This window comes from Phycisphaerae bacterium, assembly GCA_018003015.1.
Taxonomy (GTDB): Bacteria; Planctomycetota; Phycisphaerae; order UBA1845; family PWPN01; genus JAGNEZ01.
This window is the reverse complement of record JAGNEZ010000008.1, coordinates 22987-39855: the sequence shown is the minus strand read 5'-3', so window position 1 is coordinate 39855 and position 16869 is coordinate 22987. Positions and strand designations below refer to the sequence as shown.

Sequence of the window (16869 nt, the reverse complement as noted above, 5' to 3'; positions counted from 1 at the left end):
TCCGCAGTCTCCTGTCAGGTTGTGGCCCCGGCCTCGGCCAGCAGCCTGCGCAGCTCGGGGCCCACTAGCTCGGAGAGGATCGATACCACCGATTCTGCGGTGACGTCAACCGTGCCTTCCGTCACCTGGTATTCAAACCCGGCGGCCTTCAATGTGCCGAGAAGATTGACTGTCACCCCTTGTGCTTGAGCCTCCGCCTGCAGGGACGAGACCGCCCAGGCGGCGAGTTTCTGGCGCATCTCCGGGGCCACGTTGATCGTGACCGATTCGTCACCGGCGACGTCGGCCTTGACGTAGGCCATGATGACATCGTGAAGGACTCTCTCGAGGAAAGTCGGCTCGGCCAGCTGATCCCTGACCGCCTTGTCCAGAACACACCGCAGGGCGCGAGTCAGCGTCTCGCGCAGCCGAACAACCGTATCGCGTGCCGCCAGGCGCAGCTCCGTCTCGGTGCGGGCTCGGAGGACGCGGCATTCGGCTGCGGCCTTGTCCAGAATCCCGTGAGCCCGGCTCTCCGCTTCCTGGATCATCGCCGCGGCCTTCCGCTCGGCTTCGCTGCGGATCTTCTCCCCTTCAGCCCGGCCGGCCTCCACCCCCTCGGCCTGCAGCTTCTCGACAAATGCCTCGATTGTTCCAGCCATGACCGCACTCCCGCAGGCCCGGTCCAATCCGGGTCCGCAGCCTGCTATCGTAGGCGGAAACGCGGTCCGTGAAAACCCGCCGAGGACGATTCGGATCGGTTTGTTGTGCCTATTTCGACTGCTCGAGCCAATCCGCAACCGTCCGCTGCTGTTCGCCCTGGAAGCGGTTGTAGTCGTCGGGCGTCAGGTGGGTCAGAGCGGCCGGAGCACCCTTGGACTCCCACGATGCCCGAGCCTTGGCGACACAAGCGGTGACGTCCGACAGGCTGGCCTCCCGATCGTGGATCGGCGAGACGATCAGACACGGACGAGGGGCAATCATGGCCAGGAGATCCTCGCAGTCATAGGGCAGCTCGCCCTCGCGCTCATGGAACAGTCCCAGTCGCGGGATCAGGCCGTGCCATTCCCACAGTCGCCGGAGACCCCCGGTGGGCTTGGCATCGGTATCCGTTCGTATCGGGGTGAAGCCGGCAAAAGAAGCGACACCGGTGATCCGGTCGTCCAGGGCCGCTGAGTACAGCCCCACCGTGCCGCCGAGCGAGTAGCCGACGCAGAAAACGCGCGTCCGGTCGATCGGCGGCAATTCGATGCCGTTCTGACCCGGGCCAGCCGGTCCGCCCTTGCCGGTCAGGAAATCGACCGCGGCCCGGACGTCCGCTACCATCTTCCCCAGCTTCGACCAACGAGGGTATCGCCCATAGAAGTCCCGACCCTCCGCCAGTCGCCGGCCAAAGCCCAACTGATCGAAGGCCAGGACGGCATACCCTCTCTGGGCCAGGCTATGGTAGATTCGCGGGCCCAGCATGTACCCCCCCGTATAGCCCGAGGAGAAGGAGTAGGGGTGCAGCCAGATGACGCAAGGCATCGGGTCCTTGACGTTGGCGTGATAGAACAGGTCGCCCCGCACATTGTGCCCGAAGCTGATCGCCAGGCGAGTCACCTCCTTCGGCTTGCCGTCCTCGCGGCCCATCAGGGCGGATTCGTGGGCGACCTCCCGGCAATAGGTGCCGCCGGGATCGATACCACTCACGGGTGGCTCGCCCAAGGCCCAGAGAACGGCCTGTCGAGCATCCTTGCCGGTTGGCGGCGGCAGCAAAGCGGAGACCTGTTTAGCCTTCCACTCCGACCAAGCGAAGGCATGGAACAGCTGCTCCGGGAACTCGAATGGGTTCCGTCCGAACGCACGGTCGAACCAATCGAAGTAGGATTCCGCGTCCTGGGCATTCCATTCATGGCCCCCTTCGCGCCAGCGGATTCGCAGAGCTTCCGGCTTGCCCAACAGCCGGTAGACTTCGCGGTTGGCTACGTAGTTGCGCTCCACGGCGAAGGTCGTGGTCACGTCGTCGTTGCACGCCGTGGAGAAAAGGCAGAATCGCGGGGCAATCAAGGCAGCCAAGGCGTGAATGTCGGTGGGCAGCTTGTCCTCGCGTCCGGTGAACATGCGGATTCGCGGATGGAACCAGTCGGCGGTCCCCTGCTGGCGAGACATGAACTCGACACTCTCCTCGAATGCCGTCTCGCTGACGAACCGGAACGGGGAGTCCCCGCCGGTGCCGGAACTGCTGGAAACGACCGCGGTGAAACGCTCGTCCAGGGCGGCCGCAATCATCGTCTGCTTGCCGTTACGTGAATGCCCGGTAAGGGCGATCTGATCTTTCCGCACCTCGGGCAGGGTCACGAGGTAGTCGAGGACCCGGCTGGCCAGCCACGCTCGCCGGGTGAGCCTGCCCCAATCCGCCTTGGGATAGGCCTCGGCGAACTTGTCACCCTGATCATTGCCGTCGCCGCCCGGGTAGATGCACACCAGGTAGCCGCGCGCCAGGCCGATGAGCCCGACGCGCCGGTGGGTGGACTGAGTCATGAAGACCGGGAAAGGGCCTGTTCCGTCGGGCACCAGCAGTTCGATCGTAACAGGTACTTCCGGGACAGTCGTTGCCCGAGTCGAGTATGTCAGCCGGACCTCGCGTCGCGCGCCCCCGGCCAGCTTGTCTTCACGAACGATCTCGGCCTTGGCAAGGGCCGGTACTTCCTGCGGGACATGCCCGAGAATGTCGTCGCAAAGCAGGCGGCGCAGTTCGGCCCGGCGTCTCCCCCAGTCCTCGGCCGTCCGCACCGGCGAGCCGTCCTCGAACCGCAATAGCGGCGGCAGATCCGCCCACGACCTCATTGACGCGAAATCCGGGGTCTTTTCGCCCGTTTTTTGTCTCCACGCGTCGAACCACGACAGCGGTGGCGCGAGGAGCCGGCACTCCTCGCTCGCAGCCGGGGCCTGGGCCTGCACGCCGGTCGTTGCGGTCCACATCGGCGCGGATAGAACGATCCATCGAACAATCACTGTCGGCATGGTGATCCACCTCGATCAGAATCGGTACTCGCCCGGCACTCGTCGATTGACGATGTCCGGATGTTCTTCGCGGACCTGCTCAATGAGCAAGGCCTCGTCCTCATCGTGCAGCGAGGTCGCCAGCGTGATCTTCCGGTTGTGGGTCAGCACGGCGTTGACCTCGTCGGCCACTTGATTCCTCCGGCCCCCCGCGTTTTCTCCGTTGGCAGCAGATCTGGTCGATGCTCGCCTCCAGGATTTCGTGGTCGACTCGCCGGGGAGGCGGCCCACGCTTGATCCTCAGCAGACCGTTCGGGACGGTGATGGTTGTCGAGTTCGGAAAGCAGCACGGCATGAAATGGGCTTCCCTGGAACTCGGAGGAACACGCGTGCGCCAACCCGATCAGGTCAACGCGAGGGTGGCCAGGGTGCTGACCGCCAGGGCTTTCTGCAGATCCGGGATATCCACGTACTCGTCCTCGCCATGGGCCGCCTCGAGCCTGCCGGCACCGAAGATGGCCACTGGATGCCCTTTATGGTGGTAGATCCTGGCGTCGCAACTCGTCTGCCAGGCTACCGGTTGCGGCCAGGGCGAGCCCATCGCGGCGAAGGCCGCCTTCAGAGCCTGCATCGGGACACTGTCTGGCGTGTCAGCATAGGCATCGTTGTGCAATCGATCGAACGACATCTGCACCATGGCCTCGTCGAACTTGAAGCGACGCAGCTTGCAGTAGGACTCGACGCCGCGCCGGGCGGCGGCGGCCATACGGTCCTGGATGTCGGCCATCCGGTGGGATGGCGTGAAACCCTGCCCGCCTTCGAGCACGATCTCCTGGTCATCGCCGCCACCGTCGGCAAATCGCCCGGTAGCCTTGATGTTCGGGAAGTTCGGGGCGATCCGCAGCAGGCCGCCGAGCATGTAGGCCGCCTTGGTGATCGCGCTGTCGCAGTCCGCCACCGCGGCCATGTGTCCACTCTTGCCGTAGATGTCGATGCGGAAGTTCTGCGTCGTCGCGTTCGGCAGCACCTTGATGTCGAAGTGCCTGGCGACCTTGAGCTTGCCGGTAGCCGAGTCCGTGACCTTGGTCTTGTCACCGTAGACCTTCACATACTCCGCCAGGGCGTCCTCAAAAAACTCGCCCATCTTCATCGCCATCCGTTCCGGTTTGGCCCCGGAGCGAGCGATGAGTTCAAGAGCCACGTGGTCACAAACGCTGCCCGGGTGCTTGCCGTAGGGCCCGAGCACGCCATGGTTGGTCTGGACGTGGTCGGGCGTGAACAGCGGGGCGTTGGTCTCCTCCTTGATCCGCCGGCCTTCCTTCTCCAGCTGGTAGACGACCAGCGGGAACATCTCGACCGCCCCGACGTTGGGCAATCCTCTGGAGGAGAGCCGGCAGCGGTAGTACACCGCCCCGCGGTGGGCGCAGTACGGTACAAGGTCCGTTGACTCGAGCATTAGCACGGGTAACCGGGCGAACCGGGTGTCCATGCTCAGCGACAGCGAACCGTTGCCGCCAATCTCCTCGTCGATGGCAAGCTGAATGACGAAGCCGTTGGCCAGCTCGTATCCCAGTTTCTGGCGGAGCTCGCCGAGCAGCTTCAACTCGGCCAGGATCACGGCGATCTGAGCCTTGTTGTCGCAGGAACCCCGGCCGAAAACCCGACTGCCGGCTTCCCTGGGTCCGAACCAGGGCGAAACCACATCCGCGTGGGCGTGTAGGATGGCCGCCGCCCGGCTCTGGGGCCCTTTGCCCGGCACCTGGATCAGGAGGTTGGTGCGGCCGGCGTAGACTTGGCCCGCCGGAGGTACTTGGCCGCCAGGCCCCGCGGCGTATCCCGGGGGCGAGTAGGCCGGATCGTCGGCGATGCGCGGATCGACCGCCGGTCGTTCGACTGCGATCTCTTGGCCTGCAATCTGCCTCACCTCACGTTCAACCCAGTCGAAGAAGGCCTTCTCTCGACTCGCACTGGCATACAAGTCGTCGTCTGGAGCGGTGTTGAACTTCACCAGCTCGACCAGCGTGTTCTTGAGGTAAGTCGCGAATTGTTCGCTCTTGGCGGCTTCCCGGATGTACTCCACCACTTTGATGTCCAGTTTGCTGTTCATCAGTCGGTTGCTCGCAACGACCGTCCGGCTCTCCGTCACCTGCCACCCGTTGACGATCCGTCGACAGGCCACTTGTTGAGCCTGCGGTTGAACGGGATGGGCCGGATCTGGTATCCGACGGCGCTTTGGAAGGCCTGTTGGCGGTTCGGTGAGGCCATGTCCATCAATACATTGTAGAGGTACGCCGTCCTCACACGCCGGCGCACCTGCCAGTAGGCCACGAACTCCTGCTCGCGGCGCAGGACGTTCTGCCACACGAATATCGACCTGCCGACGTGATCCACGGCGCAGAGATCCGGGTTGTCCAGGGCTTTCAGTGCCGCTTGTGTCAGTTGGCTCTCAAGGTAGTCCGGGCGATAGGGTTCGCTCATCAGCCGCGGCGTACCTAGCGCTCCTCGGCTGGTGGCGAACATCGCCCGCACATCTCCACTGCTGTCCTTGAGCATCTCCGCTTCCACTTCGGACATGTTGCGCGATTTACCATCGACCATGAATCGATAATCCTGTTCCAGCACCGGCATGGACAGGTCGTAGACAGTAGAGCACGGATAACGTTGCAGGACCGCCAGCAGCACCAAAGCGTTATACGTGTTGATCCAATAGGCGGTTTTCGCTGTTCGCGAGTTCAACTGGTCCGGCGTGCGCGACGGGCCGGTAACACTGATCAGCGCGTAAAAGCGGTCCAGGGGTTCGCGGGAAGCGGCCAACTTCTCGTAGTCGATCAAGCCATCTCGGACGTGGTCACTCAGAACCTCTGACCAGTCCCGATCCCTGTAGATGGGGGGATTCTCCTTAGGCGCCAACGCAGGATTGGGTATCAGCGTCAGGTCCGCACAACCTGTAGTGAGAACACAACAGAGTCCCGTGAGGATGGAAGCTATCACGGGTGGCGAGACACGCCCGCGTGCGTTGCGGCCTTTTGACATCCGCGTGGTCCCCTTTCTGATCGCGCCGATTCACGGATCGTTGGCGGCGTCATTGTACCGAAGCGAATGCGTTCGTCGAGGGCAATAAAAAACCCGAGGCGGTGCCGTCTGGCCGGGGTGAACCAGACGGGCTTTGGGGGGGATGCCTCGGGCTTAAGTTATCCTAACCGGCTCTCGGTAAGGTCCGCAACCCCCAATTAGTCAAAAATGGCCGCATACATCGGAAATGTGGGAGATACAGTCGCACAGTAAACCCGGTGCAGGGCCGCTTATCCCCGTTTGGGGGGCCTTGGCGGGGGCCGGAGGCCGTTCTGACGGGCTTTGGAGGGTTGGAATAGACTCCGTCAAGGTGGCCGCTGCCTGTCCAAGGGTTGGGGCGCGGGTTCGGGAGACGCGACCGGAGACGCCGGGTCGGGAGGGCATTCCAGCCGCGAAGGGGTCGGTTGGTCAGGTTGCCCGGGCCGAGGTTCGCGGATCTCGGGGTGGGCCCGCGATCCCCGCGACAATGGCATATCGAGGTAAAAAGAGTACGCTGGTGCGCAGCAGGATGTCTTGCCCAGGGCGCCCGGCCGGGGCGGGGAACTGGCTGGCCGTGCCCGTGTGGAGGGATTAGAATGAGCACGCATGGCAGGAGCCATCGCTCCAGTGCCGGGCACTGTGCTCCCGTACGGGCCGGACGCGTACCCGAACCGAGCTCGCTGGTGAGGACTTCCTTGGGGACTGATCGACCGACGACCGTTGCCTTCGTGGCCTTGGGCTGCGCCAAGAACCTGGTGGATTCGGAGAAGATGCTTGGCCAGCTGGCGGAGGCCGGTGTTGCCATCACCAGCGACGAATCCGATGCGGATGTCATCGTCATCAACACCTGCGGCTTTCTGGAAGCGTCGCGGACCGAGGGCCACGAGGCCATCGCCCAAGCCGTCCGGCAGAAGACGAAGGGGCGATGTAGGCGCGTAGTCGTGGCCGGCTGTCTGGTTCAGCGTGACGGCGAGCGGCTGCTTGCGGACGTGCCCGGCATTGATGCCCTGGTCGGTGTGCACCGGCGCGAAGACGTGGTGAAGGCGGTCCTCGAGGTCGGGCGCGGTCCCCGGGGACGCAGGTCCACTGCACGGTCCGAGCCTGCTCTCTACCTGGGCAAGTACCATCCCCACGTGGACCTGGACACCGCTCGGCTGCGGCTGACTCCCCGCCACTACGCCTACTTGCGGATCAGCGAAGGCTGCAACCAGAAGTGCACCTTCTGCACGATTCCCTCGATCCGCGGACCACTGCATTCCAAGCCGCTGGATGTGATCCTGGCTGAGGCCCGCGAACTGATCGCCGACGGGGCCCTGGAGCTCAACCTCATCGGCCAGGACACCACCAGTTATGGTCAGGACATCGGCTTCACGCCGGGTCTGGCGGGCCTGCTTCGCGAGCTGGACCGGCTCGACGGGACTCGCTGGATACGCCTTCTGTATGCCTACCCTTCGGTCTTCACCGACGACATGATCGCGGCGATCGGTGAATGTGAGCGGGTGGTCAAGTATGTGGACATCCCTCTGCAGCACATCCATGATCGGGTGCTGAAGGCGATGCATCGCCGGGTAACCCGGGCTCAGACCGAGCGGCTGCTGGAGCGGATACGCGGGCGCATTCCCGGCGTGACCATCCGAACGACGTTCATCTCCGGCTTTCCCGGCGAGACCGAGGCTGAATTCCAGGAACTGCTCGATTTCGTGAAAGGGGCTGGGTTCTCGGCAGTGGGCGTCTTTCCCTACTCGCTTGAGCCGGACACGCCCGCGGGGCGGATGAAAGGCCAGCTGCCGGCCGAGGAAAAGGAGGCCCGGGCGAACGCCATCATGGAGGTTCAGCAACAGGTGGCCTTCGCTCATGCCGCCGCCCAGGTCGGGAGATCGTTCGACGTTCTGGTTGACGGCTCCGCCGACAAGGGCCGCTTCGTCGGCCGCCACGCCGGGCAGGCCCCCGAGGTTGACTCGGTCACCTACCTCACCGGCCGCAAGCTCAGATCCGCCCAAGTGATCCGCGTCCGATGCCACAGGTCTGATGGTTACGATTTGCTCGCTCGTCCGATGGATGATATCCTGCCTCTGCTTGACGGCCCTCGATAGGGTCGCACCGGAGTGGCAAGGAGGCGGCTCATACTCGGAATGCGAATCAATCTGCCCAATCAGATTACACTCGGCCGGCTGGTGCTGGCGATCATCTTCTTCGTCTGCCTGGCACAGTACGATGCTCGGGCGATCGTGCCCAGTTCCGGCTTGCTTGACTGGTGCACGGCGCTGTTCCTGGTGGCGGCCCTCTCGGACGTCGTCGATGGCTACCTGGCCCGCAGATGGAATGAGGTCACGTCCTTTGGCCGGGTGATCGATCCGTTCGTGGACAAGATCCTCGTCATCGGGGGCTACGTATTCCTTGCCGGCGAGGGTTTCGTGGATCCCGGCGGGGAAATGGTTAGCGGTGTCTCCGGTTGGATGGTGGTGGTCATTCTTGGCCGCGAACTGCTGGTGACCAGTCTCCGCGGCGTGACTGAGGCGGGCGGAAAGGCATTCGGCGCCAACCTTCACGGCAAGGCCAAGATGTTCTTGCAGTCGTTCACCATTGTCTGGATCCTCGTCACCGTGGCCCATCCGCATGGTTCCCCCATGCTGGTGCAGGCCCGGCCGTTCGTGATCTACCTCATGATCGCGGTGACCCTTCTGTCCGGCGTTTCCTATGTGTGGGCCGCCAAGGGCGTCCTTTCGCAAACCTCGGTGCCCACTTCATGATGCGTCGCGCCCTGATGAGCGGCTTTGGACTCGGATACGCGCCGGTGGCGTCCGGGACGTTCGGCTCGGCCGGGGCCGTCGTGATCGCTTTCGTTCTCTGGCTGATGGCGCGGCAGGTGGACAGCACGCCGTTCGTTCTGAATGCGGCCTGGGTCATTTTGACGTTGGGGGCGGGATGGGTGTGCGTGGCCTATGGCTCGTGGGCGGCCCAGTACTACGCCGGACGCTCGCCCAAGGAGGGCGACCCGGGGCAGGTCGTGATCGACGAGTTCGCCGGCCAGTGGCTTTCGCTGGTCCTGATCCCGCTTCCGAGCGCGTCGCTGAACCGGACGCTGATCGCCCTGACCCTCCAGTTCTTCCTGTTTCGGGTGTTCGATGTGCTCAAGCCGCCGCCCGGGCGACGCATGGAGAAGCTGCCGGCGGGCTGGGGCATTCTCATGGACGATCTTGCTGCCGGGGTGTACGCCAACGTCATCGGGCAGGTCGTCCTTCGACTGATCGTGGCCGGCTGAGCCCGATACCCCTGGACCGGGCGGGGCGCCGCCCCTGTTGTGTGAAGTGAGGCCAAATGACTGATGTTCTGCGAGCAGTGGTGTTGGGTGTCGTGGAGGGCTTGACCGAGTTCCTGCCGGTGTCGAGTACCGGACACATGATCCTGGTGGAGCCGCTCCTGGGGATTCCGGAGAAGGACCCTTTCTGGAGCGGCACCTTCGATGTCTTCATCCAGATCGGGGCCATCCTCGCGGTCGCGGCGCTGTTCTGGACCCGCCTGTGGAAGCTAACCTTCGAGCAGGCCGACGCGGTCCGTCGAAGGCACGCCCCGGTCGCCCTCTCGCTGGCCAGGCCGGGGCCGTTGCTCGGACTTCTCAAGGCGTTCGTTCAGGAGCACATCCTGGGCAAGATCCTCGTGGCCTTTCTCCCTGCCGTGATCATCGGCATGCTCACCGCGGACTTCATCGAGGCTCACATGAAGACGACCTTCGTGGTCGCTTGCGCCCTGGTGGTCGGCGGGGTCGCCATCCTCCTCATCGAGTATCTCGTCCGCAACTCGAAGATCACGGATGCTGCCTCGGTCACGCTCACGACCGCCTTCCTGGTCGGCGTCGCCCAATGTCTGGCAATGATCTTCCCGGGAACCTCGCGGTCAGCGGCCACCATCATGGGAGCCCTGCTGCTCGGCCTGTCGTCCTCGGCAGCGGCGGAGTTCTCGTTCTTCCTGGCCATCCCCACCATGTTCGCGGCCGGCGGCTACTCACTGCTCAAACACATCAACGAGATCGACTCCTCGCAGCTCCTGACCCTCGCCGTCGGTTTCGCGGTCTCCTTCATCGTCGCCTGGCTGGTGGTCAAGGTCTTCATGCGTTTCATCCAGACGCACCGGTTTACCTCATTTGCGATCTACCGGATCATCCTGGGAATCGTCGTGCTGGGATATTTCTTCGTGGAACGAGGTCGCGGGTAGGAGGCCCTGCCCGTCGCTGCGGTGTCCGCTCATGCACGTCGTCAATGACCAGGCCATCGTCATCCGTCGGCTCGACTACTCCGAGACCAGCCAGGTTCTCGTGTTCCTGACCCGCCGTCACGGGCTGCATCGTCTGCTGGCCAAGGGCGTCAAGCGAAGCACCAAAACCAAGTTCACCCCCGGTATCGACCTCCTCGAGCGCGGCGACCTGTCCTATCGACCTTGCCTGCGGACGGAAGGCGGTCTGGGTACGGTCAGCGAGTGGCGGCAGACCGAGCCCTACCTGGCACTTCGGGGCGAAATCAGGCGATGGTACGCGGCCCAGTATGCGGCCGACATCACGGCCGCCATGTGCGAGGAAGCGGATCCCCACCCGGACGTCTTCGACGGCCTGGACGCCCTGCTCGCCGGCCTGGCCGGAGGCAACGAGGCTCTGCCGCTGACGGCTGCTTTCCAGTGTGGGCTGCTCCAGTCCGTCGGACTATGGCCGGACCTCGGTCGCTGCGTGATCTGTGACCGGCCGGCCCCTGCCGGTCGAGGCGCCTACTACGCCGCCCATCAGGGAGGGCTGGTCTGTCGGCGGTGCCTGCCGACCCAGGCGGGCACGCGGCTGGTCGCGGCGTCCGTCCTTACCGCTCTCCGGGAACAACGATTCGACGGGCCCGAGGCACGCGGCGTCGTCGAACTCCTCGATCACGCCTTTGTCCAGGCCATGGGGCGGACGACTTCGGTGCGGCATGTCACCGGGTAGCACCCGGCGGTCAGGGACTGGTGTCCACGACCCAGGTCCTGGAGGTGACGGCGTCAACTTCGGATTCGAGGATTCCCGCCGAGTTCCGACCCATGACCTGAACAGCGTAGGAGTGGCCGTCCTGCAAGCCGGTCAGCGTCAGGGCTTCATTGACAGGTCGATCGACCGTGGTCCAAGGGCCCCATGTTCCGTCATCGCGGATCCGGTAGCGGTAGTGGGTGACGCCGGGGCCGGCCACGGTCAGGGTCGCGGTGGTGTGATCGGTGATCCCGTTTGGCTCGCCTGAGACCGAAGCTCCTCCGGGCACGTACGCACCCATATCCAATCCGTTGGGACCGGCACCGATGGCCGGGGAGTCCGGCTGCAGGTGCAGATCAGCCGGGGGATTGACGAACAGCGGATCGGCGTCGATGTTGCCCACTCCGTAGCCATGTTCGCTGGCGGCGACCACCGTACGGTTCATCGTCAGCTGCAGGTTGGGGTTGAGGTCTAGGTTCTGGAAGACCAGCGGATAGCCGTAGAGGATGTTGCCGTCGAGGGCGGCACCCCGGCCCGGCGTGTAGCCCCGCTCCGGCTCGCCGAAGTTGATCACCGCGATGTTGCTATCGTAGACGGTGTTGTTCTCGAACCAGGCGAAACAATCCTCCTTGAGCAGGAGCGCGTGATCGCAGTTGATGAACACGTTGCGCACCACGGTGACCTCCGAATTCAAGTCGAGCCGTATGCCGGTGGAAATCGCGCTGCTGGTACCGGGGTTGCCGGTGCCCCAGTAGAAGTCGGTGAAGACATTGCCCTCGATGTGGGCGTCCGTGCCGTCCAGGTCCGGGCCGTCGTCGCGTCCGCCCAGGAATGTGCAGTTGTAGATCTGGAGGATCGGCCCCGGTCGCTTGCAGCCCGAAAAGTCGATCACGTCGTTGTAACCGGTGGGCACGCCGAAGGTGGTGTTCTGAATGATGAAGTACTCGGAGCCGCTGAGATACAGTCCGTGGAACAGCTCCTTTGAGCCGGCTCCCGGAACGACGCAGTTCTGGACCACGATCGAGGGGTGATCGACCTCCAGCATGGTGGTGGTCACGTTGCTCCAGGTCACGTTGTCCAGCAGCAACCGCGAAGAGGTGACGCCGATCGAATGGCCTTGGGCATCCCCGTAGCTCTGGTCAACATAACTCACGACGTTGGCCTGCTGTGTGCTGTTGAAAGCCAGACCGTCCCAGGTTCCGGTGGTACCCGGCGCCCGGGTCAGGATGATGTGGGCGGCCTCGGTCCCCTGAGCGACCAGTCTGCCGTTCACGGTCAAGCCCGTGCTCGGCTGGAAGAACAGGCTCGCGCCCGGTTCGATGGTCAGGGTGACCCCGGCGGGGACGGTGACGTCGCCCGCGACGTGCCACGGGCCGACAGCGGCGCTCAGGGTCTTGTCACTTGACAGGGTTCCCGACAGGACGTTCTGGGTCGTGTCGTCGTAGAGGATATCGATTGTGCCCCGCTCGATCTCCTGGCCTGCGCCGTCGGGACCGTCGAAGGCCTGGATCAGTAAGGTGTTAAGCCCTGGTGTCAGAGGTACGCCGGTCGTCAAGGCCACGGTTTCCGCCACCAGTTCCAGGTCAAAGCCGAGATCCGTGCTGTCCCGCACAGACTGATGGACCTCGACCGCGATCACGTTGGTGGTGTTCGGCGTGAGCAGGCTCGGACTGATGCTGGCCTCGTAGTAGGTGTCTTCTTCCTCGTCTCCGACCGTGCTGCTGGCCAGGGTTGTCCAGTCAAAGGTGTCGGGCATGTTGTCGACCGTCTGCGGGAGGGTCAACTTGGTGCCGTTGAGGTACACCGCCGCCCCGTCATCGCGAAGCAGTCGCAGCTTGAGGCCGGTGTACTTGGTCGAATCGCCCACAGAAAAAGCCCGCCGGAAGTAATAGGTGACGTACTTGTTGCTCGAGTCCGATCCGTATGAAAGCGCCGGCGAGGTCTCCCCGTCATTACCGTAGCCCAGACGGGCGGCCTGCGGTCCCTTCCATGAGCTGTCGTTGAAACCGGTCTCCTTCCAGGCCGTTCCCTGGTTCGAGCCGTTGTCCAGGTACCGCCATGTGGAACCCTTGCTGACCAGGGTCATGGCCGACGTTTCGGCCACCAGCTCCAGGTCAAAGCCGAGATCCGTGCTGTCCCGCACGGACTGATGGACCTCGACCGCGATCACGTTGGTGGTGTTCGGCGTGAGCAGGCTCGGACTGATGCTGGCCTCGTAGTAGGTGTCTTCTTCCTCATCTCCGACATTGCTGCTGGCCAGGGTTGTCCAGTCAAAGGTGTCGGGCATGTTGTCGACCGTCTGCGGGAGGGTCAACTTGGTGCCGTTGAGGTACACCGCCGCCCCGTCATCGCGAAGCAGTCGCAGCTTGAGGCCGGTGTACTTGGTCGAATCGCCCACAGAAAAAGCCCGCCGGAAGTAATAGGTGACGTACTTGTTGCTCGAATCCGATCCGTATGAAAGCGCCGGTAAGGTCTCCCCGTCATTACCGTAGCCCAGACGGGCGGCCTGCGGTCCCTTCCATGAGCTGTCGTTGAAACCGGTCTCCTTCCAGACCGTTCCCTGGTTCGAGCCGTTGTCCAGATACCGCCATGTGGAACCCTTGCTGACCAGGGTGATCGTGTCCACATTGCCGCTGGTCCCGATCTTCCAGGTTCCAGCGACGCAATCCCATTGGGCGATCTGCCCGTTGGCGACCACCGAGCGGGTGTCATACGCATTGCCCTGCCCGTACAGCGCGGCGATCGCCTGGGTACTGTACCTGTGGCCGGCCAGGGTCGGCAGATCGCTCTGGATGGTCAGCGCGGAAGGGATTTGCGAGATGACGTATACGTTCCGGTTGGCGACGAACTGCTTCATGGCCGCCGCCTCGGCCGTGGCGGGCGTACCGGCCAGCAGGTTGTCTACCATGGCATTGAACTGGGTGGGAGCGAAGACCGTCTGCATCAGCTCGCGCAGCTGGCGATAGTATCGATGGCAAAACGCCGGGTGTTGCAGGAACCTCTTCATGTTGGGCACCTTTGCGGCCAGCCAGATGGAATCGGCCACCGTCGCGGGAGTGCCGTTGCCGGTCCCGAGCACGGTGTCGAGATCGTGAGACAGGACAACAAATCGGGGGTCCGTGACGCCACTGTACATCGAGTAGTCGTCACCCACGCCGTTGCCCAGGTTCGTTTCCGCGTTGCCGAGGAGGCTTTGAACTGCAAACCACCGCAACCACTGATCGACGTTGATGACGCCGGCGACGTCCTGCTCGTAGGTGGCGTCCGGGGCATAGGTCAGCACGTTGGCCAGATTGATCAGGTCCGCCCAATCCTCGAGCGAGCTATGGCTGTCCTTGTTGTAGTTGAGCCGGTAGGACGCCGGGTCCGGTCCAAGGTAAGTGAGCGTGGCGAACCGCTGGGGCGAGCCGACGAAACCGATGCAGCGGTAGACGTTGCCGTTGTCGTCGTCGGGGAAGTGATTCTCCGCCCATTCGCCCGAATAGGGTTCAAGGAACATGTAGGAGCCGTACATGAGGCGTCCGGATTGGGCCAGGTTCTGGCCGTTCACGCGCACCTGGACCAACTTGGTGTCGGCGTTGGGCAAATCGGCGGCCTGGAAGACCTGGTTGCCCATCAATTGCAGCCACGGGTACCGGCAGTTGAGAACCAGCTGAGCCATGTCGTTCCAGAGATGCTCGGTGACGAAGTTGATGCGGTAGTTGTTGGGGGGACCGGTGCGCGTGCCCTTGCCGCGGTTGCGGATGCCGACGTTGAAGCGCGATTTCACGCCTTCCTCGTCGACACTGACGAACGTGCCGTTCATCTGGGCGTTGCTTTCTTGCTCGCTGATGCCGTCGGTGCTCGAGTCGCCGATGTCGGCCAGCTCGGCTCTCTCGGCGGCGGTCATGATGATGTAGTAGGTGGGCTGTCTGCCGACCTGCCACGTCGGGTCAAACGCGTCGTCCACCAGATAGAGTCGGTTGGCCAGCGGTGTGTTCGTGGGCAGGGCGAACGCCGGCTGATGCCGCACGTGGCCGGCGGCGTCCGTGGCCTCGAAGTAGTACTCGACGATCGTGCCGTTGGGCTGGGCGGGCAACGTCCCGCCGTACACGCCGTCGCCCGCGGTGCCGTCGCCGTGGTTTCCGTCGTCGAGCAAGTCCAGAGCGGTGAACGTGTCTGTGCCGTCGCGCCGATAGCGGACCTTCACGCTCAGGCCCGTCGTGGACTCGTCGATGATCTGGGCGGTCACGAGTACGGTTTCGTCCGAGTGGGGGATGATCGGCGTCTGCTTGACGTCGCCGATGATCGGGGCGATGTCGATGGACGCCGTGGAGTTAGGCGCCCCGGGCGTACCCCCTGCAACCGTGCTGGCCGCCCAATTGTGGCCGTACTTGCTGGGCAGGGCCGCGTTGGTCAGTTCCATCGAGGAGCCCAGCCCGTCCGACGCCGTGTACCACTCCCAGCCATAATGCCCATGGTCCAGCGGGCCGCGCTGGCGGACCGCCCAGTCGCCCTCGTCGGCATACTGGACCTGATCGATGCCGCGGCCGCCTCCATCTACGAGGGACACGGTCTCGGAGTCGTTGCTCAGCCGCTTGGTCCATCCTCCCACAACGTGGGTCACGGTCGGGTACTTGGCTTGAAACGCCGCGAGATCGGCCGCCACGGTCAGGTACTCGTGCCTCCCGAGCACTGTGCCGGCCGGGAACTTGAAGCTGACACCTTCCGACAACCTCCAGCTGCTGATGTCCACCGGAGCATCACCCGCGTTGTACAACTCAATGAACTCCTCACCGGTCGGCTCAGGGGCGAACTCGGCGGCGTAGGGGCGGTACATGATCTCGGTGATCAGAACCTTGGCTTCATCGAGCTTGTGGATGTTCGGCTGGCCAGGCGTGGGTTGTTGCACGGACTCCCAGATGCTGCTGATATCAGGCACGCGACCCAGCGAGATGTCGGTACTCTGGGTGCCGTAGCTCAGGCTGTCGATGACCGCCGTACCGTCGGGCGCGATCAGGCCGACGTCACCACCCTCTTTCGGCAGCTTGAAGCTGGTGTGACGCGGTCCTTGCTCTGCTTCGTTGTCCGCCCAGAACAGCAGGTAGCTGCCGCCCTCGATCCGCACGCCGTCAGGGATGCGCCACAGGGTCTTCTGATCGAGGTCGTTGGTGAGGTACATTCCGCCCAGCTCGAGGAGCGCCGGAGTGTCGTTGTACAGCTCGATCCAGTCCGGATACTCGGTTGGCTCATCGGGATCCACGATCGTGGCGGAGTTCGAGGCCATGAATTCGGTGATGTACAGCCGTCCGGGCGGGATCGGAACCATCGGGCCAGAAACACAGGCGGCAAGCAGGGTCAGGTCGTCCTGGTCTACGTCCGAGTCGGAGTCGAACCGGGCGAAAGCGCAGCTCGGGTCTGCCTGGGGAATACCGGATCCACTATAGCAGAGCTGGAACTTCGCGAAGTCCGATTGGTCAATGTCGTCGTCCCCATCCAGATCGCAGGCTTGGCAGATGACACTCTGAGCGCGGACAAAAGCCGGATCACCGATCCATGCCGCCGGCAGACTGCCGATGATGACGAGCGTCAGTAGGAGGCGCGAAGACTCTCCGCATGAAAACGCCCGCGGCCATGAAACGTACATTTTGTATCTCCCGTGAATGTGCCATCATCCACGATAGTCTGTAGGTGAAACCGCGACGATTCGTGTGATCTCATCATACCTGGCATCCGCATTTGCGGCAAGAATAAAGGTCTCGAGAAGCGCAAGTCGAGAGCCATCACTGGGGACGATGAATCGGCGAAAGCAGGCAGCCTGCGCGCGATCATCACAGTTATCAGTCAACAGGATGCCGGTGCCTGGTCGTCTCGTGGATGGCATCGGCTTGGAG

At 63.6% G+C, this 16869-nt stretch carries 11 protein-coding genes; 5 read left to right on the top strand and 6 right to left on the bottom strand.

Annotation, left to right across the window (positions count from 1 at the left end):
* Positions 1 to 14: 14 nt before the first annotated feature.
* From KA354_05480 to KA354_05460, 5 genes are all read right to left on the bottom strand, one after another.
* On the bottom strand, positions 15 to 641 hold the full coding sequence (locus tag KA354_05480) for a hypothetical protein (protein ID MBP7934084.1): 627 nt from the start codon (positions 639 to 641) through the stop codon (positions 15 to 17).
* Between the two features lie 109 nt (positions 642 to 750).
* Entirely contained in the window at positions 751 to 2985 is a 2235-nt protein-coding gene (locus tag KA354_05475; GenBank protein ID MBP7934083.1) for an alpha/beta fold hydrolase, read from the bottom strand.
* 15 nt (positions 2986 to 3000) lie between these two features.
* Positions 3001 to 3156, bottom strand: coding sequence for a hypothetical protein (locus KA354_05470; GenBank protein ID MBP7934082.1), 156 nt, complete (start codon positions 3154 to 3156; stop codon positions 3001 to 3003).
* Positions 3157 to 3367: 211 nt separating this feature from the next.
* A complete protein-coding gene (locus tag KA354_05465; protein ID MBP7934081.1) occupies positions 3368 to 5071 on the bottom strand; it encodes a M20/M25/M40 family metallo-hydrolase in 1704 nt (567 codons plus the stop codon).
* 35 nt (positions 5072 to 5106) lie between these two features.
* Positions 5107 to 5796: a DUF547 domain-containing protein gene (locus KA354_05460; GenBank protein MBP7934080.1), complete on the bottom strand. Its 690-nt coding sequence runs from the start codon at positions 5794 to 5796 to the stop codon at positions 5107 to 5109.
* A gap of 815 nt (positions 5797 to 6611) precedes the next feature.
* Between KA354_05460 and rimO the strand changes: the two genes are divergently transcribed.
* The 5 genes from rimO to recO are packed head-to-tail and all read left to right on the top strand — an operon-like array spanning position 6612 to position 10978.
* Positions 6612 to 8108, top strand: a complete 1497-nt coding sequence (gene rimO / locus KA354_05455; protein MBP7934079.1) for a 30S ribosomal protein S12 methylthiotransferase RimO — start codon at positions 6612 to 6614, stop codon at positions 8106 to 8108.
* 39 nt (positions 8109 to 8147) lie between these two features.
* Positions 8148 to 8765 (top strand): CDP-diacylglycerol--glycerol-3-phosphate 3-phosphatidyltransferase, encoded by a 618-nt coding sequence (gene pgsA / locus KA354_05450; GenBank protein MBP7934078.1) that lies wholly within the window; start codon positions 8148 to 8150, stop codon positions 8763 to 8765.
* Positions 8762 to 9277, top strand: coding sequence for a phosphatidylglycerophosphatase A (locus tag KA354_05445; protein MBP7934077.1), 516 nt, complete (start codon positions 8762 to 8764; stop codon positions 9275 to 9277). Before pgsA ends, KA354_05445 begins: the two co-directional genes overlap by 4 nt.
* Before the next feature lie 56 nt (positions 9278 to 9333).
* Positions 9334 to 10227, top strand: a complete 894-nt coding sequence (locus KA354_05440; GenBank protein MBP7934076.1) for an undecaprenyl-diphosphate phosphatase — start codon at positions 9334 to 9336, stop codon at positions 10225 to 10227.
* A gap of 31 nt (positions 10228 to 10258) precedes the next feature.
* Positions 10259 to 10978 carry a DNA repair protein RecO gene (gene recO, locus KA354_05435; protein MBP7934075.1) on the top strand — a complete coding sequence of 240 codons (720 nt, stop codon included), beginning with the start codon at positions 10259 to 10261 and terminating at the stop codon, positions 10976 to 10978.
* A 10-nt stretch (positions 10979 to 10988) separates the two neighbouring features.
* Here the strand turns inward: recO and KA354_05430 are convergent, their stop codons facing one another.
* Positions 10989 to 16622: a lamin tail domain-containing protein gene (locus tag KA354_05430; protein ID MBP7934074.1), complete on the bottom strand. Its 5634-nt coding sequence runs from the start codon at positions 16620 to 16622 to the stop codon at positions 10989 to 10991.
* Between the last annotated feature and the right edge of the window lie 247 nt (positions 16623 to 16869).

Excerpts from the sequence above, each read along its gene's own strand:
- recO (MBP7934075.1), top strand. The coding sequence starts at position 10,259 with ATGCACGTCGTCAATGACCAGGCCATCGTCATCCGTCGGCTCGACTAC.
- KA354_05430 (MBP7934074.1), bottom strand. The coding sequence starts at position 16,622 with ATGTACGTTTCATGGCCGCGGGCGTTTTCATGCGGAGAGTCTTCGCGC.
- KA354_05480 (MBP7934084.1), bottom strand. The coding sequence starts at position 641 with ATGGCTGGAACAATCGAGGCATTTGTCGAGAAGCTGCAGGCCGAGGGG.
- KA354_05475 (MBP7934083.1), bottom strand. The coding sequence starts at position 2,985 with ATGCCGACAGTGATTGTTCGATGGATCGTTCTATCCGCGCCGATGTGG.
- KA354_05445 (MBP7934077.1), top strand. The coding sequence starts at position 8,762 with ATGATGCGTCGCGCCCTGATGAGCGGCTTTGGACTCGGATACGCGCCG.
- KA354_05440 (MBP7934076.1), top strand. The coding sequence starts at position 9,334 with ATGACTGATGTTCTGCGAGCAGTGGTGTTGGGTGTCGTGGAGGGCTTG.
- pgsA (MBP7934078.1), top strand. The coding sequence starts at position 8,148 with ATGCGAATCAATCTGCCCAATCAGATTACACTCGGCCGGCTGGTGCTG.
- rimO (MBP7934079.1), top strand. The coding sequence starts at position 6,612 with ATGAGCACGCATGGCAGGAGCCATCGCTCCAGTGCCGGGCACTGTGCT.
- KA354_05465 (MBP7934081.1), bottom strand. The coding sequence starts at position 5,071 with ATGAACAGCAAACTGGACATCAAAGTGGTGGAGTACATCCGGGAAGCC.